The sequence below is a fragment of the Stenotrophomonas sp. STK17_22 genome, from assembly GCF_051983905.1.
GTDB lineage: Bacteria > Pseudomonadota > Gammaproteobacteria > Xanthomonadales > Xanthomonadaceae > Stenotrophomonas > Stenotrophomonas maltophilia_A.
The window spans coordinates 442,810-461,651 of sequence record NZ_CP197010.1; the positions used below are offsets into that span (position 1 = coordinate 442,810).

General features: G+C 65.1%; 16 protein-coding genes. 6 read left to right on the forward strand and 10 right to left on the reverse strand.

Annotation, left to right across the window (positions count from 1 at the left end; all coding sequences use genetic code 11):
• Positions 1 to 33: 33 nt before the first annotated feature.
• Positions 34 to 2,829, forward strand: coding sequence for a bifunctional [glutamate--ammonia ligase]-adenylyl-L-tyrosine phosphorylase/[glutamate--ammonia-ligase] adenylyltransferase (gene glnE / locus ACSYS9_RS01980; RefSeq protein WP_049462168.1), 2,796 nt, complete (start codon positions 34 to 36; stop codon positions 2,827 to 2,829).
• Positions 2,830 to 3,580: 751 nt separating this feature from the next.
• Here the strand turns inward: glnE and ACSYS9_RS01985 are convergent.
• From ACSYS9_RS01985 to ACSYS9_RS02010, 6 genes are all read right to left on the reverse strand, one after another.
• Positions 3,581 to 4,141 (reverse strand): queuosine precursor transporter, encoded by a 561-nt coding sequence (locus ACSYS9_RS01985; protein WP_004139497.1) that lies wholly within the window; start codon positions 4,139 to 4,141, stop codon positions 3,581 to 3,583.
• A 75-nt stretch (positions 4,142 to 4,216) separates the two neighbouring features.
• The gene (locus ACSYS9_RS01990) at positions 4,217 to 4,732 is read right to left on the reverse strand and encodes a hypothetical protein (protein ID WP_004139500.1); all 516 of its coding nucleotides are present in this window, start codon (positions 4,730 to 4,732) and stop codon (positions 4,217 to 4,219) included.
• 32 nt (positions 4,733 to 4,764) lie between these two features.
• Positions 4,765 to 5,268: a hypothetical protein gene (locus ACSYS9_RS01995; RefSeq protein WP_049463238.1), complete on the reverse strand. Its 504-nt coding sequence runs from the start codon at positions 5,266 to 5,268 to the stop codon at positions 4,765 to 4,767.
• Positions 5,269 to 5,287: 19 nt separating this feature from the next.
• Positions 5,288 to 6,139: a DUF2145 domain-containing protein gene (locus ACSYS9_RS02000; protein WP_049463236.1), complete on the reverse strand. Its 852-nt coding sequence runs from the start codon at positions 6,137 to 6,139 to the stop codon at positions 5,288 to 5,290.
• Positions 6,140 to 6,187: 48 nt separating this feature from the next.
• A complete protein-coding gene (locus ACSYS9_RS02005) occupies positions 6,188 to 6,415 on the reverse strand; it encodes a hypothetical protein (RefSeq protein WP_004139505.1) in 228 nt (75 codons plus the stop codon).
• 128 nt (positions 6,416 to 6,543) lie between these two features.
• A complete protein-coding gene (locus ACSYS9_RS02010; RefSeq protein ID WP_049463237.1) occupies positions 6,544 to 7,509 on the reverse strand; it encodes a mitochondrial fission ELM1 family protein in 966 nt (321 codons plus the stop codon).
• Positions 7,510 to 7,629: 120 nt separating this feature from the next.
• Between ACSYS9_RS02010 and ACSYS9_RS02015 the strand changes: the two genes are divergently transcribed.
• Complete coding sequence (locus tag ACSYS9_RS02015; RefSeq protein ID WP_004139510.1) at positions 7,630 to 8,220, forward strand: malonic semialdehyde reductase; 591 nt, start codon at positions 7,630 to 7,632, stop codon at positions 8,218 to 8,220.
• 86 nt (positions 8,221 to 8,306) lie between these two features.
• Positions 8,307 to 9,014 carry a YceI family protein gene (locus tag ACSYS9_RS02020; RefSeq protein ID WP_080356579.1) on the forward strand — a complete coding sequence of 236 codons (708 nt, stop codon included), beginning with the start codon at positions 8,307 to 8,309 and terminating at the stop codon, positions 9,012 to 9,014.
• 556 nt (positions 9,015 to 9,570) lie between these two features.
• On the opposite strand, the gene ACSYS9_RS02025 is transcribed toward ACSYS9_RS02020, so the two are convergent.
• Positions 9,571 to 9,972: a hypothetical protein gene (locus ACSYS9_RS02025; RefSeq protein WP_049462943.1), complete on the reverse strand. Its 402-nt coding sequence runs from the start codon at positions 9,970 to 9,972 to the stop codon at positions 9,571 to 9,573.
• Between the two features lie 209 nt (positions 9,973 to 10,181).
• Between ACSYS9_RS02025 and ACSYS9_RS02030 the strand changes: the two genes are divergently transcribed.
• Positions 10,182 to 11,015: a hypothetical protein gene (locus ACSYS9_RS02030; RefSeq protein WP_049462942.1), complete on the forward strand. Its 834-nt coding sequence runs from the start codon at positions 10,182 to 10,184 to the stop codon at positions 11,013 to 11,015.
• 94 nt (positions 11,016 to 11,109) lie between these two features.
• Here the strand turns inward: ACSYS9_RS02030 and ACSYS9_RS02035 are convergent, their stop codons facing one another.
• Together ACSYS9_RS02035 and ACSYS9_RS02040 are read right to left on the reverse strand one after the other, a co-directional pair.
• Entirely contained in the window at positions 11,110 to 11,907 is a 798-nt protein-coding gene (locus ACSYS9_RS02035) for a siderophore-interacting protein (protein ID WP_049462941.1), read from the reverse strand.
• Between the two features lie 59 nt (positions 11,908 to 11,966).
• Positions 11,967 to 12,527 (reverse strand): PadR family transcriptional regulator, encoded by a 561-nt coding sequence (locus tag ACSYS9_RS02040; RefSeq protein ID WP_049399094.1) that lies wholly within the window; start codon positions 12,525 to 12,527, stop codon positions 11,967 to 11,969.
• A 567-nt stretch (positions 12,528 to 13,094) separates the two neighbouring features.
• Between ACSYS9_RS02040 and aceE the strand changes: the two genes are divergently transcribed.
• Together aceE and ACSYS9_RS02050 are read left to right on the forward strand one after the other, a co-directional pair.
• On the forward strand, positions 13,095 to 15,782 hold the full coding sequence (aceE, locus tag ACSYS9_RS02045) for a pyruvate dehydrogenase (acetyl-transferring), homodimeric type (RefSeq protein WP_004139606.1): 2,688 nt from the start codon (positions 13,095 to 13,097) through the stop codon (positions 15,780 to 15,782).
• A 122-nt stretch (positions 15,783 to 15,904) separates the two neighbouring features.
• Positions 15,905 to 17,740, forward strand: coding sequence for a hypothetical protein (locus ACSYS9_RS02050; protein WP_440568783.1), 1,836 nt, complete (start codon positions 15,905 to 15,907; stop codon positions 17,738 to 17,740).
• A 101-nt stretch (positions 17,741 to 17,841) separates the two neighbouring features.
• On the opposite strand, the gene ACSYS9_RS02055 is transcribed toward ACSYS9_RS02050, so the two are convergent.
• A complete protein-coding gene (locus ACSYS9_RS02055) occupies positions 17,842 to 18,810 on the reverse strand; it encodes an IS5 family transposase (RefSeq protein WP_440569388.1) in 969 nt (322 codons plus the stop codon).
• Positions 18,811 to 18,842 lie beyond the last annotated feature (32 nt).

Below are 18,842 nucleotides of genomic sequence, written 5' to 3' on the forward strand. Positions count from 1 at the left end.
CGGCCGGCGTTAACGGGTCGATACAATCAGCCCATGACCCTCGCCCCCGCTGACGTGCCCGCCTCCCTGCAGCCTCTTGTCGACCGCGCTCTGGCGCGCCTGGCCCAGGTCCTGCCCGAGCACATCCCGGCCAACCTGCTGCCGCTGCTGACCCGGCTGGCGGTGGCCAGCGACTTCGCGCTGGACACCCTGGTGCGGCAACCGGCCTTGCTGGCACAGCTGGCCGCGCCCGGCTGCCCGCCGATCCCAGCGCCGGTGCTCGATCCGCTGCAGCCCAGCGACTGGCCGGCGCAGATCCGGCGCTGGCGTACCGCGATGTCCACACGGCTGATCTGGCGTGACCTGACCGGTCTGGACGACGTGGCGCAGACTCTGGCCGGTGCCACCGCTTTGGCCGAAGACTGCCTGCGGCTGGCGCTGGACGCCCTGCAGCAGGAATTCGCCCAGCGTCACGGCGTCATCGCCGATGAACACGGCATCCCGCAGCAGCTGGTGGTGTTCGGCCTTGGCAAGCTGGGCGGTGGCGAGCTCAACTTCAGTTCCGATGTGGATCTGGTCTACGCCTATCCGCAGGGAGGTGAATCCGATGGACCGCGTCCGTTGGCGGCGGAAGAATATTTCGCCCGTCTCGGCCAGCGCCTGGCCAAGCTGCTGGATGAAACCACCGTCGATGGCTTCAGCCACCGCGTCGACCTGCGCCTGCGTCCGTTCGGCAGCGCCGGCCGCGTTGCACTCTCGTTCGCGGGGATGGACCAGTATTTCCAGCGCGAGGGCCGTGATTGGGAGCGCTATGCCTGGCTGAAGGCGCGCGCGGTGGCCGGCGATATCGAGGCCGGTGAGGCGTGGCTGCAGACCCTGCGCCCGTTCGTGTACCGCCGCTACCTGGATTTCACCGCGCTAGACGGCCTGCGCGAAATGAAGGCGGCCATCACCGCTGAAGTCGCACGCCGCGAACTGCACGACGACATCAAGCGCGGTGCCGGTGGCATCCGCGAGATCGAATTCCTGTGCCAGGCGCTGCAGCTGATCCGCGGTGGTCGCGAACCGGCATTGCGCGAGCGTCGGCTGCTGGTGGCGCTGGACGCACTGGTGGCCGCCGGGCAGATCGCGCCCGAGGATGGCAGCGCGCTGCGCGAGGCGTACCTGTTCCTGCGGCGCCTGGAGAACCGCCTGCAGATGCTGCGTGACGCGCAGACCCATGTGTTGCCCAGTGATGCGCTCGACCGCGAACGCATCGCCGTGGGTCTGGGCTATCCGGATTGGGAGGTGCTGCGCGCGGCGCTGGCCGAACAGCAGCAGCGCGTCAGTACTGAATTCGCCGCGCTGCTGGCACCGCGCAAGGGCCAGGCCGCGCCCGATGCACTGGCCAACTACTGGCGCAGCCTGCCCGAAGGCAGCAACGCACCGCTGCTGGCCGAAGCCGGTTTCCTCGATGCCAACGGCGCCGACCAGTCGCTACGCGATTTCGCCCAGGGCACCGGCGTGAAGTCGTTGTCCGATGCCGCGCGTGCGCGGCTGGATCGCGTGCTGCCCGCGCTGCTGCATGCGGCCACGCGTTCGCCGCAGCCGGATGCCGCGCTCAAGCGCGTGCTCGGCCTGTTGCAGGCGGTGCTGCGCCGGACCAGCTATCTCGCCTTGCTGGACGAACAGCCCAGCGCACTGGCGCGGTTGGTGGACGTGCTGGCGCGCAGCGCGCTGCTGGCCGAGCGGTTGGCGGCGTATCCGCTGCTGCTGGACGAACTGCTGGACGTGCGCGTATCCGGGCCGATGCCGGATGCGGCTGGCATGCTGGCCGAGTGCCAGCAGGTGCTGCCGGTGGAAGATCCGGAATCCGCGCTGCGCTGGCTCAATGAAACGCGGCTGGCACTGAGTTTCCGCATGGCGATGGCCACGCTGGATGGCCGCCAGGGTGCGGTGGACAGCACGCGGCAACTGGCCGAGCTGGCGCAGGCCGTGGTGGTCACCGTGTTGGCGATGGCCGAAGCGGACATGCATGCCGCACACGGCGAGATTCCCGGCGGGCGTTTCGCGATCATCGGCTATGGCAGCCTCGGTGGGCTTGAACTGGGCTTCGGTTCCGATCTGGACCTGGTGTTCCTGCACGACAACCCGGCCGGGGTGGATGCCAGCAATGGCGCGCGTCCGCTGGAGCCGGGGCGCTGGTATGCACGCCTGGCGCAGAAGGTGATGGCGCTGCTCGGTGCGGTGACCGCCGCCGGGCGCCTGTACGACATCGACGTGCGCCTGCGCCCGGATGGTGGCAAGGGTTCGCTGGTGTCTTCGTTGGCCAGTTACACCGAATACCAGCGCGAACGTGCGTGGACCTGGGAGCACCAGGCGCTGGTGCGCGCGCGTGGCGTGGCCGGCGATGCCAGCCTGTTGGCCGACTTCGAGCAGGTGCGTGCGCAGACGCTTGGGCGTGAGCGCGACACGGGTGTGCTGTACGCGGACGTGCTGAAGATGCGCGGCCGCATGCGCACCGAACTGGACCGCAGCGATGCCGCGCGACTGGACCTGAAGCAGGGTGCTGGCGGCGTGGTGGACCTGGAGTTCCTGCTGCAGACCGGTGTGCTGGCGCGCAGTGCGCAGCATGCGGCGCTGCTGCAGCCGCGCGATACGCCGTCGTTGATCGATGCGTTGGCCGTTGCCGGTTTCCTGCCGGAAGACACGGCGCAGGCATTGCATGGAGCACATGCCACGCTGCTGGACGTGGGCCTGGCCTGCACGCTGGATCGGCGCCCGCGGTTGGCGCCGACCACGCCCGCGATTGAAGAGGCATGTGCCGCGATTACCGCCGCGTGCATCGCCGCGGAGCTGCCGTTCGCCTGAGTGGGTGCAAATGCTGCAACAACTTTGGGTGGGTACCGACCGTTGGTCGGCACAATCTGTCGGCAGCGATGAGTTCTGCTGGGCGTGCCGACCAACGGTCGGCACCCACCGGATCATTGGCCGGCGATGACCCGCTGTTGGTAGATGCCAACCTTGGTTGGCATGAATGCAAAGCGCCAACCAAGGTTGGCAGCTACCAGATCAATGGCTCGGCGATGGTCGCCGTTGGTAGGTGCCGACCGTTGGTCGGCACAATCTGTCGGCAACGATGAGTTCTGCAGGGCGTGCCGACCAACGGTCGGCACCCACCGGATCAATGGCCGGCGATGACCTGCTGTTGGTAGCTGCCAACCTTGGTTGGCATGAATGCAAAGCGCCAACCAAGGTTGGCAGCTACCCAATCAATGGCTCGGCGATGGTCGCTGTTGGTAGGTGCCGACCGTTGGTCGGCACAATCTGTCGGCAGCGATGGGTTCTGCAGGGCGTGCCGACCAACGGTCGGCACCCACCGGATCATTGGCCGGCGATGACCCGCTGTTGGTAGATGCCAACCTTGGTTGGCATGAATGCAAAGCGCCAACCAAGGTTGGCGACTACCGGATCAATGGCCCGGCGATGACCCGCCGGATCAATGATCTGAGCGTTGGCCTGCTGTTGGTAGGTGCCAACCTTGGTTGGCACAATCCGTCAGCGTTCATGACCCCGGCAACAGCGTGCCAACCAAGGTTGGCACCTACCAGAGCAACGGCGGTCAGCTGGTGGTGCGCAGCGGCGCCATCTTCCACAACAGTGCGCGGAACGGGGCCAGCAGGCAGACGCCGATCGCCAGCTTCACCGCCAGGTCGCCGGCAGCCCAGCTCACCCACGGCAGGGTCGAACCGGCAAACGCGATCGACCAGAAAATGGTGGTATCCACCGTCGCGCTGCAGGTGGTGGCCACCATCGGTGCGCGCCACCAGCTGCCACGCCGCAGGCGGTCGAACACGGTGATGTCCAGCAGCTGGGCCACGATGAAGGCCGAGCACGAGGCAATGGCGATGCGCGGGGTGGCCACCCAGATCGAAAGCAGCACCGCCACCGCGAAACCGATCCACGCCACGCGCCGGGCCGGGCCCGGGCCGAAGCGGCGGTTGATCAGGTTGCTGACCAGGAACGCGACCGGGTAACTGAAAGCACCCCAGGTCAGCCAATCGTTGATCGGGTACTGCACCAGTACGTTGGACAGCAGCACCACCGCGCCCATGGCCAGCACCGCCAGCACCAGGGCGCGGGCGGTCAACGGGGCAAACACAGGGGCAGGACGCACGGACATGGCGAGCCAGGGGGACAAAGGGGATCGCCCATTATCCGCCCGGCCCGCGGCAATGCCAAAACCGGCCGTTCAGCTTTACAGCGTTTCGCTCATCACATCGCCGGCGGCATAGGCGGTCGGCACATAGGCCAGCGCCTGGCCCTGCGCGCTCTTCACGGTCCAGCCGGCACCCGCGTCGGTCGGGTCGAAGCGCACCTGCTGGCCGACGACGAAACCGGCAATCGGGTCATCACCTGCAGCCGCCGGCCATTGCAGCGTTGCGGTCTGGTCGGCCTTGCCGGGCACCTGCAGGTGCACCTGGCGATCACCGGCTGGCGTGGTGGCGACCTGCTTCACTTCCATCGGTGGCAGCGGCACCGCCGGCGTGCGTGCGGCGACCTTGCCGTTGCGCTCGCTGGCCTTGAACGGGGCCTTGGACAGTTCGGCCAGTCCCATCGACGTGGCCAACGGAATCGACAGCACGATCAGCGACGTGACCAGCACGCTGGTCTGGCCGCTGTTCAACTGCGGCGCGGCGCCGGCATGGACGGTGGGCACCACCAGCGCCGAAAGCAGCAGGGCAGTGGCGGGAACGCGCAGGCAACGGAACATGGAGACCTCCTGGTCAGGGTGGGGACGGCGGCTCAGCGCCGGGTATCGAAGATGTCGCGCGGGCCGGTGGCCTCGGGCAGGTATTCCAGCGGGCGGCCCTGGTTGTCCTTCAGCTGCCAGCCCTGGTCGGCGCCGGTCGGTTCGAAGTTCACGGTCTGGCCCACGGTGAACTGCACGGCGGGATCGCCGATGCCGCGCGGGTACTGCATCGATGCGGTGTTCTGCGGATCGTTGGCATCGCGCAGCAGCACTTCGCGGCGGCCATCCACGGTGGTGGCGATCGCGCTCACCTGCATCTGCGGCAGCTTGATCTGCTGCGGGCGGGCCAGCGGCTGGCCAGCGTCGGCGGCATCCTGGGCTTCCTTCGCCGCCGCCGCGCGGGCCGACGTCACCATCTGCGTGGACATCTCCAGGCTCGGTCCCTGCGGGCCCGGGTCGTGGATGATCACGATGCGGCGCTCTGCATGAGCGGCCGTGGACCAGGCCAGGCTTGCGGCGATCAGCATCGGCATCAGGACGGCGGGCAGGGTACGCATGTCGTTCTCCTTGCTGGATTCAGGGCGTGGCGGCGGCAGCACCGGCTACCGGCACGTGAGGGATCACCAGTTCCTGCTGCAGCTGGCTGCGCTGGTGCAGGAAATCGAACACCGATTCCACCGTCACCACCGAATAGTTGCCGGAGATGCGTTCGCCGGCCGGATGGTCAGTGGTGGTGGCGTTGGCCACGAACAGGCGCGCACCCACGCGCTTGCCGAGGCCGATATGCAGCACGCTGGGCTGGTACTTCTGCTGGCGCAGCCACTGCTGTGCCTGTTCGCGCTTGACGATGGCCGGCGCGCCTTCGGTCTGCGCCATCGCCGCGGCCAGCACTTCCAGCACCCACTGGTTGGAGTTCTGGTAGTCGGTGGCAAACGGGTAGGCAACCACGTTGTATTTGGTTTCGTGCAGCGCCTTCGGCTGGATCGACGGCGACACCAGCATCGCTTTCAACGCGGCACGCAGCGGCGCCGAGGGCACGCCGATGCGCAGGTCGGTATGGCCGCCGCTCTCGCCGACGAAGTTGCCCAGCCCTTCGAGGTACAGCTGCGAGCTGTCGGTCTTGCAGCGGTTGAGCAGGTGAATCGCGCGCCAGCGGCCATTGTCCTCACGCACCAGGAAGGCCAGGTGGCTGTGGCGCAGGCCGTAGCGGCTCAGGTCCTGGCCACCGCGCGCGGCTACCACCACGTCCACATCGGGCAGCGCGTCCAGGCGCTCAGCGGTGGTCCAGGCCACGTCCAGCATCGCCGCCTGCGCGGCCACGCTCGGGTAGCGCTCGCGGCATTCGGTGCTGTTGGCCCAGGCCGGTGCGGTCGCCAGCAGGCTGGTGATCAGCAGCGCGGCGCGCGGCAGGTGGGAGAAACGATCCATGTCGATACCTTCAACGGCGGGCAGGCCCGCGCGCCGATCATACGCTGCTCAGCGCAGGGGACGATCCACGCCCTTGCGCTGGAGCTCCTTGTCGCAGGCATCGCTGATCGGGGCCACCGGCAGCGGTGGGCGCTGGCCCTTCGGATCGCGCAGCGCCGGTTGTTCGCGGTACGCGTCCAACTGCTGCTGGCATTGATACGAAATCGGATCCAGCTCGGTGGGCGTGGTGGAGCAGGCAGCGAGCAGGGCCAGGGGCAGCAGGAGCAAGGTACGCATGAAGACGTTCAGAGTGATGGGGGAAGCTGGACTCTAACCGCGGTACCGGATCGAAATGTTCAGAAAACGCTGGGCACCCGGCATTACCGTGATGCCAGGTGCCCAGGATTGCCGGCCAGCGGCCGGCACTACCCCGCTGCCAGGCGCTGTTTCACTTCTGCCGCCACCCGCGCGGTCTCGCGCAGCGGCTCGATACGGTCGTACTGCCAGTCCAGCCAGTGCGCCTGCAATCGCCCGCGCTCGCGCAGCTGCTGCTGGAAGCGCGCCAAGCGGCCCTGCGCAGTCTCGGCCAGCGCCACCATCACCGGCATGCGCGTGGCGCAGGCCTCAGAGAGCAGGTTCACCGAATCGGGCGAGACCACCACGCGGTTGGCCCAGCCGAGCAGGCCGCCATAGGGATTGGTGCCGTCGCCACCATCGCCCCAGATCACGTGCGGCAGGTCGGAGAATTTCGCGCGCAGGATCTCGGCCAATGCCGGTGGCGTGCGCCGCGAAGTCGTGGCCAGCAGGCTGCCGCCCTCAGCGCGGATCTGATCGGCCAGCGCCTGGAACACGCCCACCATCGCGGTCTCGTCCCAGGGTGCCAGCGGCGTCGGCCCGCCCACCAGCAGCGCGGTGCGCGGGCCAGGCAGGGTACTGAAGCCAGCGAACGCGGCGCGGCCCCAGGCCAGCCAGTCGTCATCCACCGGGTTGAGGCTGCCGAGCAGGGTCAGCACGTTGCTGCCACGCAGGGCATCGTGTTCGGGCACCACCACCATGTCCCAGTGGCGGGCATTGATGCGCGGGTCGAGGATCTGCACCACCTGGCTGCCACGTGCGCGCAGCACGCGCAGTGCGCCGGCGGCCTGACGGCCACAGCCGATCGCCAGCGGCGGTGCGTCCGCGGCCAGCGTCGCGAATGCCTCGCCATAGCCGTTCACATCACCGGGCAGCCGCCGCGGCGACAGCCAGCGCCAGGGTGCGCGGGGCTGCAGGACCAGCGGCCGATGGGTGCCCTGGCGCAGCGCAGAGGCCAGCGCGACCGCCTGGCGGACATTGCCCGCACGGCCGTCCGTGACCGTCCAGGGCGCGCTCGATCGTTTCACCTGTGGCATTAATTCGTTTCAGCCCTGCTGGGTGTTGCAACAGTCGCGACACTCTACACTGCGGCTCGTCGTTTCGCCCCGCGCCGCCCGCGGGCACTGACTTCCCTTAGCCGCCCTGGAGATCCACCGATGTCCCACGCGCTCGACGCTGCTGCCCTCGACCAGCTGTTCCGTACTGCCCGCACCCAGAACGCTTTCCTCGACAAGCCGGTCCCGGCCAGCCTGCTGCAGGAACTGTATGACCTGGTGAAGTGGGGCCCGACCGCCGCCAACACCACGCCGGCCCGTTTCGTCTTCGTCACCTCGAAGGAAGCCAAGGCCAAGCTGGCCCCGGCCCTGTCCGAAGGCAACCACGACAAGACCATGGCCGCCCCGGTCACCGTCATCATCGGCTTCGACCTGGACTTCCACGAGAAGCTGCCGTACCTGTTCCCGCACACCGATGCCAAGGCCTGGTTCGACGGCCCGCAGGAAGGCCGCCACGAAGCCGCCATCCGCAACGGCAGCCTGCAGGGCGCCTACCTGATCCTGGCCGCACGCGCGCTGGGCCTGGATGCCGGCCCGATGTCGGGCTTCGATGCAGCCAAGGTGGATGAAGCCTTCTTCGCCGGCACCTCCATCAAGTCGAATTTCCTGGTCAACCTGGGTTACGGTGACTCGGCGGGCCTGTTCCCGCGTCTGCCGCGCCTGTCGTTCGACGAAGCGGCGCGCATCGCGTAAGTCGCTGTATCGGTTTCGGGCCTGCCGTCCCGTGGCAGGCTCTTGCTGCACCGTGTACCCACCCTACGATCCGGAGAGTTCCTCAGATGAGCGCCACCCGTAAACTGCTGCTGCCGCTGGCCCTGACCCTGGCCATCGCCGCCTGCTCCAAGCCGGCCGACACCGCTGCCCCGGCTGCTGACGCTGCCGCCCCGGCCACCACCGAACAGGCCGCCACCCCGGCTGCCGATGCCGCTGCCGCCGCGCCGGCCGCCGAAGCGATCCAGATCGCCTCGGGCACCTACAAGCTGGACCCGACCCACACCGACGTGCTGGCCCAGTGGAGCCACTTTGGCTTCTCCAACCCCAGCGCGCACTTCGGCAACGTCGAAGGCACCCTGGTGTACGACGCCGCCGACGTGACCAAGTCCACCGTGGAAGTGAAGCTGCCGCTGAGCGGCCTGAACAGCTTCACCGCCAAGTTCGACGAGCACCTGAAGAGCGCCGACTTCTTCGACGCCTCCAAGTTCGCCGATGCCACCTTCAAGAGCACCAAGGTGGAAGCCGCTGGCACCAACAAGCTGACCGTCACCGGTGACCTGACCATCAAGGGCATCACCAAGCCGGTCACCCTGGACGTGACCGTCAACGGCGGCGGCGAGCATCCGATGGCCAAGGTTCCGGCCGCCGGCTTCGATGCCACCACCACCCTGAAGCGCAGCGATTTCGGCGTCGGCGCGTATGCCCCGAACGTCAGCGATGAAGTGAAGATCCGCATCACCACCGAAGCCACCGGCGAAAAGCCGGCCGCTTGATGCACCCCGCTCACTCGTCGTGAGAAGGCAGAAGGCCCGCTGAAAAGCGGGCCTTCTTTTTTGGGCGTGGGGGACGCCTTGGTTGGCCACTACCGGTTCATGCAGGGTCGGAGAGTGCTTTGGTAGGTGCCAACCTTGGTTGGCGCACGAGCACTTCGCGGGCCAACCAAGGTTGGCCACTACCGGTTCGTGCAGGGCCGGAGAGTGCTTTGGTAGGTGCCAACCTTGGTTGGCACACGAGCATTTCGCAGGCCAACCAAGGTTGGCCACTACCGGTTCATGCAGGGCCGGAGAGTGCTTTGGTAGATGCCAACCTTGGTTGGCGCACGAGCACTTCGCGGGCCAACCAAGGTTGGCCACTACCGGTTCATGCAGGGCCGGAGAGTGCTTTGGTAGGTGCCAACCTTGGTTGGCGCACGAGCACTTCGCGGGCCAACCAAGGTTGGCCACTACCGGTTCATGCAGGGCCGGAGAGTGCTTTGGTAGGTGCCAACCTTGGTTGGCACACGAGCATTTCGCAGGCCAACCAAGGTTGGCCACTACCGGGTACGCGCGTTCAGCGCAGCGCGCCCAACCATGCCACGCACGCTTCGCTCGGGCTTTGCTTGGCCTTCACCGCCAGCCCGCTCACCCGAACGAAGGTCTGCGCTGCCTGCGCCACCACCTGGCGTGCGATCAGCGCGGCCTGCTTGGTCGCGGCCTGCTGCTTGCGCAGCTGCACGATGTTGATCGAAGGCCGGCCCACCGGCGCGTACTTCTGGTCGCGGCGCAGCACATCGGCCACCTGCGCCACTTCGAATTCGGCCTGCAGGTAGCGGTGTTGTGCTTCCACCAGCTCACGCAGCGGTACGCGCAGGGCAGCGGTGTCGGCGAAGGCGGCCAGTGCCGCGTCGCAGGCGGCGTCATCGGCGAAGCGGGTACGCAGCGCATCCACGCTGGCCAGGGTCAGTTTGGCCATGTGGCCCTCGTTGCTGCAGGAAAGGAGCGCGATTGTCGCATTGCTTGGCGGGTCGTGCCGGCCGCTGGCCGGCAATTGCATGGGAGTGTGCGGACCAACGGTCCGCACCCACCAGTCGATGGCGGTCCGCACCCACCGGAGGCGGAGAGCAGCCGAGCATGGGCTCGGCTCTACAATGGCCCGCTGTACCACCCACGGAAGGAAGATCCATGCAGGACGCGCAGTACTGGTTGAACGAATTCTGGACGGGCCTGAGCGTGCTCGATCTGCTGGGCGGCAGCGTGCTCGGTACGCTGCTTGGCCTGGTGCTGGGCATCTTTGCCTGGCGCTGGCTGCACCGCCGGGGTTGGTTGCAGCGGCGCAAGCGCTGGCATCACTGGCTGCTGGCCAGCTACGTGGTGCTGCTGCCACTGGCCACCGCCTTCTTCGGCCTGCAGCTGGGCTTTACTGCTGGCGCGCACCGCGCGCTGTTCAAGCAGCTCGATCATTTCCAGCCGCACCTGCAGACCCTGGTGGAAGGCTGGAGCGAAGGCTTCACCGATTCGCTGGACGACCCGCGCATGCGCGAGGCATTGCGCAGCCAGGGCACGGTGGGGGATGTGGCCGATACCATCGCTTCGGCCTACCTCAGCGAACATCCGTTGCCCGGTCTTGATCGTCTTGGCAACGGCCCGTTGGCGCGCGGCACCGGTTGGGTGATCGGCAAAGTGCGCGAAGGCCTGCTGCGCGGCATGGTGGAAGACACGCTGGTGGACAAGGCCGGCACGATTGGGCTGGAACCCAAGGTGGTACGCGAGGTACTGACCATGCACGTTGATGAGCTGCTGCACACCCGTGGCGTGCTGCGGCTGGTGAAAGCGCAGATCAACGGCATGATGCCCGGTGTGTACTTCGGGCTGCTGTTGCCGTTGCTGATCATCGCGCTGCTGGTGGCGCTGGAGATCTGGGCCGCGCAGCGGTTCGGGTGGAAGCGGCAGGTGGCATCCAACGTGGTAGTGCCGGCCGCTGGCCGGCAACTGCAGGTTCCTGCCGAAGGTTCATGAGGTTGCCGGCCAGCGGCCGGCACTACCTGTTGCAGGGCGTGCGGACCAACGGTCCGCACCCACCAAGCAGGGGCCGCACCCACCGGCTGCCCGGTCAATCGCCGTCGGTTTCGTCCGGGTGGGCCTTCCAGTAGCCGGTGGAACGGATCCAGTCGCGCGGCACGCCCAGGTGGCCTTCGATGAACTTGCGCATCATCCGGGCGCGGCGCGATTCGGTGGCGATCCAGTAGAAGACATCGCCGTCCGGTGCCTCGAAGTCGGTCAGCATGTCTTCCAGCAGCGTGCTGCTGGCCGCGGCGAAGCCATTGCGCTCCAGCCAGTGGATACGCACGTTCTCGTACTGCGGCAGGTCCTGGCGTTCGGCTTCATCGCTCACTTCGATGAAGGCCTGCACCTCGGCATCCTCCGGCAGCACGTCCAGCCAGCGGGCGATGGCCGGCAGCGCGGTTTCATCGCCGATCAGCACATAGGCGTCGTAGCTGTCGGCCACCACGAACGAGCCGCGCGGGCCGCCGATCACCAGCGTGTCGCCAGCCTTGGCCTGCTCGGCCCACGGCCCGGCAATGCCCTGGTCGTGCAGCACGAAGTCGATGGCCAGCTCGCCGGTTTCGTGGTCCCACCAGCGCGGCGTGTAGTCGCGGGCCGGTGAGGGCTCCTTGCCGGCCGGATAGCTGCGGCCTTCGGCAGTGACCACCGGCAGCACCATCTCGCCGCTGGCATTGGGGAAGAACAGCTTGATGTGGTCGTCGGCGCCGGGCGAATCGAAACCGGCCAGCTCGGCGCCGCCCAGCACGATGCGGCGCATGTGCGGGGTGACCTCTTCGGTGCGCAGCACGGTCAGTTCACGGAAGCGCACATCCAGGCGCAGGCGCGTGTTGTTGTGTTCGGTCATGGGGTTACCTGTAAAGGTGTCGCGCGGGGGCGCGCGGCGTAGGGGCGACCTGGCTGGATTCAGTCTGGCTGGGTCGTAGAAAAGGATTGGCTCTCGCTACCGGCCGTACCGTTGAGCAGCGCGGACGCCCGCGTCAGCAGCGCCGCTACTTCTTCTGCCTCGCCCTCGGCCCAGCGGCCGTGGTGATGCACCAGCGCCCGCTTGAACTCGCGCAGGGCGCCGGCCAGCGGCGGCGGCAGCGAGGCCTTGGTGATCTCGCGGGCACGGTCGAAGGCACGTCGCTGCGCCAGGCGCACCTGGGTGCGCTGCACCTTCAGCTCGAACTCGCCGGCGGTGGTGATGCGGAAGATCCGCTTGCCGTCCACTTCCTCGGCCTCGATCCAGCCGGCCTGCTCGAAGCTGGCCAGCAGCGGGTACATGGTGCCGGCGCTGGGCGTGTAGGCCTGCATGAACTGGTTGCTGATCAGCTGCATCAGCTCGTAGCCGTGGCGCGGCTGCTCGCCGATCAGGGCCAGCACCAGCAGGCGCAGGTCGCCGCGGCTGAGCACCCGCGGCTGGCCGTTGCGGCGTGGCACTTCCGGATTGGTGGAACGGGCTCTGGGAGAAGCGGTACGGCTCATTTCGATATATCGGTAAACGAGTGTGCAAACGATATATCGATATATCGAAGACGACAATCATCGATCCGGCCACAAGCAGGTCAGTTTTGGGCCACGGCCGGCCCCGCGCACAGCAAAAGGGGCGCCCCTTGCGAGGCGCCCCGGAAACACTGTGGAAGGGAGTGAGGCAGGGCCAGACGGCGGACCGAAGCGGGCGAGGCCAACACTCGAGGCCTACCCTGAGGGCAGGGCGGGGGGCGATCCAGAGGCAGGTGCGACACGTTGTCGTCCGTTCAGCGCCAGCACGCGGAGCCGATACAGGTGGGCATGGCGCTGCCCTACAACCGTCATCGGCAGCGGTAACACTGCGTCCTGCACATGGGCGCAGCGGCCCGCAAGCGACAGCCCGCGCAGCCAACAAGGCCCGCCGCAGGGCCTTCAGCGGGCCCGGCAAGCCCCTTGCGGACACTGGCCGGTTGCATCCATACGCCTGCGTAGCCAAGTGACGAAAGCCCTTGGTGCGCTACACTTTGCGGTCTAGAAATCTATACAACAGTCGCGCGCGTGCGTGCGGTTATGGGAGCGCTAATGAACTGGTTGAACGAGGTGCTGAACAACGACCCGAATCCTGTGGAAACCCAGGAGTGGATCGAGTCGTTGAAGGCCGTTATTGATGTCGAGGGCTCCGAGCGCGCGCATCAGCTGCTGGAAGGCATGGTGGAACTGACCCGTCGTTCGGGCGCCTACCTGCCGTTCTCTCCCACCACCGAGTACGTCAACACCATCGAGCCGCAGCTCGAGGCCAAGAGCCCGGGCAATGCCGAGCTGGAATGGCGCATCCGTTCGATCATCCGCTGGAACGCGATGGCCACCGTGGTCCGCGCCAACCGCAAGCCGGGTGACCTGGGCGGCCACATCGCCTCGTTCGCCTCCGGCGCCACCCTGTACGACGTGGGCTTCAACCACTTCTGGCGCGCCCCGAGCGAAAACCACCCGGGCGACCTGCTGTTCATCCAGGGCCACAGCGCCCCGGGCATCTACGCGCGTTCCTTCCTGGAAGGCCGCATCAGCGAAGAGCAGCTGGACAAGTTCCGCATGGAAGTGGACGGCGGTGGCCTGTCCTCCTACCCGCACCCGTGGCTGATGCCGGAATACTGGCAGACCCCGACCGTGTCGATGGGCCTGGGCCCGCTGGCCGCCATCTACCAGGCGCAGTTCATGCGCTACCTGGAAAACCGTGGCCTGATCGAGAAGTCCGACCGCAAGGTGTGGTGCTTCATCGGCGACGGCGAGAGCGACGAGCCGGAAACCCTGGGTGCCATCGCCCTGGCCGGCCGTGAAGGCCTGGACAACCTGATCTTCGTGGTGAACTGCAACCTGCAGCGCCTGGACGGCCCGGTGCGCGGCAACGGCAAGATCATCCAGGAACTGGAAGGCGTGTTCCGTGGCGGCGGCTGGAACGTGATCAAGCTGCTGTGGGGCGGTTACTGGGATGCCCTGCTGGCCAAGGACAGCGACGGCGTCCTGAAGAAGCTGATGATGGAAACCGTCGACGGCGAATACCAGAACTGCAAGGCCTTCGGCGGCGCATATACCCGCGAGCATTTCTTCGGCAAGTACCCGGAAACCGCTGCGATGGTCGCCGGCCTGTCCGACGACGACATCTGGCGCCTGAACCGTGGTGGCCACGACCCGCACAAGGTGTACGCCGCCTACCACCAGGCCGTGAACACCAAAGGCATGCCGACCGTCATCCTGGCCAAGACCGTGAAGGGCTACGGCATGGGCAGCGCCGGTGAGGCACTGAACCCGACCCACCAGACCAAGAAGCTGGACGACGAAGCGGTGCGCCACTTCCGCGACCGCTTCAACATTCCGGTGACCGACGCGCAGCTGGCCGACGGCCAGGTGCCGTTCTACCACCCGGGCCCGGATTCGCCGGAAGTGCAGTACCTGCAGGAACGCCGTGCCGCACTGGGCGGTTACCTGCCGCAGCGCCGCCGCAAGGCCGACAAGACCTTCGTGGCACCGAAGCTGGAAGCCTACGAGCGCCTGCTGAAGAGCAGCGGCGAGCGCAGCTACTCCACCACCATGGCCTTCGTGCAGAGCCTGAACATCACCTTGCGTGACAAGGAACTGGGCCCGCACATCGTGCCGATCGTGGCCGACGAAGCCCGTACCTTCGGTATGGAAGGCCTGTTCCGCCAGATCGGCATCTACGCGCCGTTCGGCCAGAAGTACAAGCCGGTGGACGCGGACCAGCTGATGTTCTACCGCGAAGACCAGAGCGGCCAGGTGCTGCAGCAGGGCATCAGCGAGCCGGGTGCGATCAGCTCGTGGATGGCCGCCGGTACCAGCTACTCGGTCAGCAACGTGCCGATGCTGCCGTTCTACATCTACTACTCGATGTTCGGCTTCCAGCGCGTGGGCGACATCGCCTGGCAGGCGGCGGACATGCGTACCCGCGGCTTCCTGCTGGGAGGCACCGCTGGCCGCACTACGCTGAACGGTGAAGGCCTGCAGCACGAAGATGGCTTCAGCCATCTGGTGGCCGGTGGCATCCCGAACGTGCGCAGCTACGACCCGACCTTCGGCTTCGAAGTGACCGTGGTTCTGCAGCACGGCACCAAGCGCATGATGGAAGACCAGGTGGACGAGTATTACTACGTCACCCTGATGAACGAGAACTACACCCACCCGGAAATGCCGGAAGGCGCGGCCGAAGGCATCGTCAAGGGCATGTACCTGCTGACCGACGCCGGCAAGCCGAAGAAGGGCGAGCTGCGCGTGCAGCTGCTGGGCTCGGGCACCATCCTGCGCGAAGCCATTGCTGCCGCCGAGCTGCTGGACAAGGACTTCGGCGTGACCGCCGATATCTGGAGCTGCCCGAGCTTCAACGAACTGCGTCGCGATGGTTTCGACGTGGAGCGTGCCAACCGCCTGCATCCGGAAGGTGAGCAGCGCAAGGCCTACGTGACCGAGCTGCTGGAAGGCCGCCAGGGCCCGGCGATTGCCGCCACCGACTACGTGCGTGCGTATGCGGACCAGATCCGCGCGTTCGTGCCGATGTCGTACACCGTGCTGGGTACCGATGGGTTTGGTCGTTCGGATACCCGTGCGAACCTGCGCCGGTTCTTTGAAGTGGACCGGTACTACATCGCCCATGCCGCGATTGCGGCGCTGGCGAAGGAAGGGAAGATGACCGCGAAGGATGTGGCCCGGGCGATCAAGCAGTACAAGATTGATCCGGAGAAGGCTAATCCTGTTGGGGTTTGAAGCCGGCCAGTGTGGACCGCTCCGGTAGTGAGGGAAGAAGGCGGCTATTAAGCCGCCTTCTTTTTGAGACGCGTGCCTCACTCGTAAGGATGAATATTTTGGGCGATATACAGGGAATGTGAATGTCAGCCATTAAAGTGCGCAAAGCCTCATCAAAGTATGGGACTCTCCGTGGGCTTGTTGGGAGTATCAAGGAGCGGGCATATGGGGTCGACCAGAGTGTTCGCACTTTCCGTGCAGTTCGCGGTCTAAGAGATGTGCATGGGAAGGCGAGAGAAACTCTATCCCCATTATCCTATAGTGCTTACTTCGACTACATAAATTCGTTCGCTGCCGAGATGCTTCGGCTGGTTCCCTTAAAAGGCTATTCAAATGTTGCAGCTCTCGTGGAAATGCCGGAGCTCTCTCTCGCCGATGAAGTGCTTTGGAACATTGCGAGAATAAAGGCTGCGGCAGGTGAAATCTCCAAGACGATTCAGATGAATCAAGAGCTTGGAGAGATTGTTTGGGCGGGAGCGAGAGGGGCGCTAGAAAAGGCACAAGAGATTTCGGACGAGTTCGGGGAGTCAATATTTCTTATTGAAAAAAGGATATTCCTCCATCAGCAAGCTGGCGGTCTTGAGGCACAGAAAAAGTACGTAGCGACTGTCAAGCGGGCGCTGCAAGGGGGGGTTGCCCCATTCTTGTCTCATCATTTCAGTGTGCGCAATGAGCCGTCTACGTCAGTTGCAAGATTCACTGCAGATGTAAAGAAGCGATGTGAGAAGATAAAGGACAGGGAGCTTGCAGTTTATCTTGAATACAAGCTTACCAAGCAGTGGCCTTCAGATGAGGCTGAAATTGCGAGCGTACTTAGAGTTGAGCAGAACAACGCTAGCATTGATGTTTATGAAACATTTGTATGTCTGTTGAGCGCAGTTCGCTCAGGACGGCTGCAGGTTGGCATTGATGTCGACGCGATCGTACATGAGTTGAGCTGCATTGAGGATCGCAGACTCAGTACGTCAGCATCCTCTTTAGGGCTGAGCGGCAAGACTATGGATTCGCTGGTGTCAGGTCACTACCGCCAAGCCATGAAGGAATGTCTAGGGCGTCAATGCCTGAATATAGAGGACATTATCACTGCATCCATCTGTCGAGCGCAGGCTGCTCAAGGCCATGGTTGTGAGAGGGAAGCGCGTTCTTTGAGAAACCAGGTCGTCAGCAGATTTGCCGAGGCATTGCTGGCAACTGAGCGATCGGTTGCTGCAAAGGCCGATCTGAGAAAGCTACATTTGAACTGGTATGATGGTTATCTTGTAAGTGCAAGTACCAGGCTCGCAGCGACAGATATATTCGATTCAGTTGCCATGCAAGTTGCAGCGCGAAGTGTACCTGGCTGCGTTCAGAGCACACGCCTTCTATCGCAGCTGTCGGAGCATGGGGACTTAGTTAGATTGATTAATGATATCTCGGTTTCCCCGCGACCAAGTGACGGAGTGGCCCTGAGCTCAGATGCTCGAGCAATTGCTCTGGGAGCGCAGCATTCCGTCGCCCGTGATCTGCCAAGGGTTCTTGTCGAGCTAACTCCCCTTGTACACTCCGATGTTGGGTTCATGAGTCATTTCGCAACGCTCATGGCATTGGAAGCTGCTGCGAAAAACCGAAATGTATCTGCATTCTTGGAGGTGCTTTCAGATGGGGTTGTTCGACTGGGAGCGGTAGCTCTCTCACCAAACGCACTGGCGTTCTCCGCTCAGTTGAGGTGGAAGGATATACGGTCATGCTCCTCTGATATCCGACTATCCATCGCCGCCCACTACCTAAACAAAAGGAATGCCGGGAAATACTGGAGCACATGCTTGCGCTTCGCGATCGACGATTTCCTGAAGATCCATTCCATTGAGCGACCCTCGCAGATTGATGTGGCGGTACACGGAATAAATGCAGTTAGGGAAGGTCTGATCAAAGCGCTCTGATACTTGGATTTCAGCGTCAAGGCGCCAAGTCGACCTCGATATGATCGATTTTGCGCCGTTTCTGACGCTTTTCGACGGGTTTCCCCGTCCAACAGACGGATTTACCCCGTCGGCAGCAACAGACGTCGCCGCGCCATCCACAGATTCGACAGCGCGAACAGCGTCAGCACCTGCGCCGTGTTCTTCGCCAAGCCGCGGTAGCGCACCTTGGTGTAGCCGAACTGGCGCTTCACCACCCGGAACGGGTGCTCCACCTTCGCCCGCAGGCTGGCCTTGAAGTGCTCCCAGCGCTCGGCGTACTTGCGCTCGCGCTTGTTCTTCAGCGCTCGCAACTTCGAGGGCTTCTCCGCGATCCAGAACGCAGCCTCCACGTCTTGCAGCTCCTCGCGCTTGTCCGCGCCGGTGTAGCCGCTGTCGCCGCAGATCGTATCTTCCTTGCCGTGCAGCAGCTTGTGCACCTGCGTCACGTCATTCACGTTCGCCGCTGTGCACTCCACGTGATGCACCAGGCCCGATTCCTCGTCCACGCCAATGTGCGCCTTCATCCCGAAGTGCCACTGGTTGCCCTTCTTCGTCTGGTGCATCTCCGGGTCGCGCTTGCCGTCCCTGTTCTTGGTAGAGCTCGGTGCCGCAATGATCGTGGCATCGACGATCGTGCCGGCCTTCAAGCTCTGGCCCTTGCGCGCCAGGTGCGCGTTCACGCGCTCCAGGAGCTGCGGCGCCAGATCATGCGTCTCCAGCAGCCGGCGGAAGTTGAGGATCGTGGTCTCGTCCGGAATGTTGTCCAGCCCGCTCAGGCGGGCAAAGCGGCGCATCACCGGCATCTCGTACAGCGCCTCTTCCATGCCCGGGTCGCTCAGCGCGTACCACTGCTGCAGAAAGTGGATGCGCAGCATCGTCGCCAGCGCGTACGGTTGCCGGCCACGCTGGCCCATCTTCGGGTAGTGCGGTGCGATCAGCGCCAGCAATACGTTCCACGGCACCACCTGCTCCATCTCCGCCAGGAAGATCTCGCGTCGCGTCTTCTTCCGCTTGCCCGTGTGTTCCGCGTCCCCGAAGCTCAGCTGCATCGTCGTCATCCGTCGAACCTTGCGCTATTGTC

Coding starts and splice junctions, on each gene's coding strand:
- glnE (WP_049462168.1), top strand. CDS start 34: ATGACCCTCGCCCCCGCTGACGTGCCCGCCTCCCTGCAGCCTCTTGTC.
- ACSYS9_RS01985 (WP_004139497.1), bottom strand. CDS start 4,141: ATGTCCGTGCGTCCTGCCCCTGTGTTTGCCCCGTTGACCGCCCGCGCC.
- ACSYS9_RS01990 (WP_004139500.1), bottom strand. CDS start 4,732: ATGTTCCGTTGCCTGCGCGTTCCCGCCACTGCCCTGCTGCTTTCGGCG.
- ACSYS9_RS01995 (WP_049463238.1), bottom strand. CDS start 5,268: ATGCGTACCCTGCCCGCCGTCCTGATGCCGATGCTGATCGCCGCAAGC.
- ACSYS9_RS02000 (WP_049463236.1), bottom strand. CDS start 6,139: ATGGATCGTTTCTCCCACCTGCCGCGCGCCGCGCTGCTGATCACCAGC.
- ACSYS9_RS02005 (WP_004139505.1), bottom strand. CDS start 6,415: ATGCGTACCTTGCTCCTGCTGCCCCTGGCCCTGCTCGCTGCCTGCTCC.
- ACSYS9_RS02010 (WP_049463237.1), bottom strand. CDS start 7,509: ATGCCACAGGTGAAACGATCGAGCGCGCCCTGGACGGTCACGGACGGC.
- ACSYS9_RS02015 (WP_004139510.1), top strand. CDS start 7,630: ATGTCCCACGCGCTCGACGCTGCTGCCCTCGACCAGCTGTTCCGTACT.
- ACSYS9_RS02020 (WP_080356579.1), top strand. CDS start 8,307: ATGAGCGCCACCCGTAAACTGCTGCTGCCGCTGGCCCTGACCCTGGCC.
- ACSYS9_RS02025 (WP_049462943.1), bottom strand. CDS start 9,972: ATGGCCAAACTGACCCTGGCCAGCGTGGATGCGCTGCGTACCCGCTTC.
- ACSYS9_RS02030 (WP_049462942.1), top strand. CDS start 10,182: ATGCAGGACGCGCAGTACTGGTTGAACGAATTCTGGACGGGCCTGAGC.
- ACSYS9_RS02035 (WP_049462941.1), bottom strand. CDS start 11,907: ATGACCGAACACAACAACACGCGCCTGCGCCTGGATGTGCGCTTCCGT.
- ACSYS9_RS02040 (WP_049399094.1), bottom strand. CDS start 12,527: ATGAGCCGTACCGCTTCTCCCAGAGCCCGTTCCACCAATCCGGAAGTG.
- aceE (WP_004139606.1), top strand. CDS start 13,095: ATGAACTGGTTGAACGAGGTGCTGAACAACGACCCGAATCCTGTGGAA.
- ACSYS9_RS02050 (WP_440568783.1), top strand. CDS start 15,905: ATGTCAGCCATTAAAGTGCGCAAAGCCTCATCAAAGTATGGGACTCTC.
- ACSYS9_RS02055 (WP_440569388.1), bottom strand. CDS start 18,810: ATGCAGCTGAGCTTCGGGGACGCGGAACACACGGGCAAGCGGAAGAAG.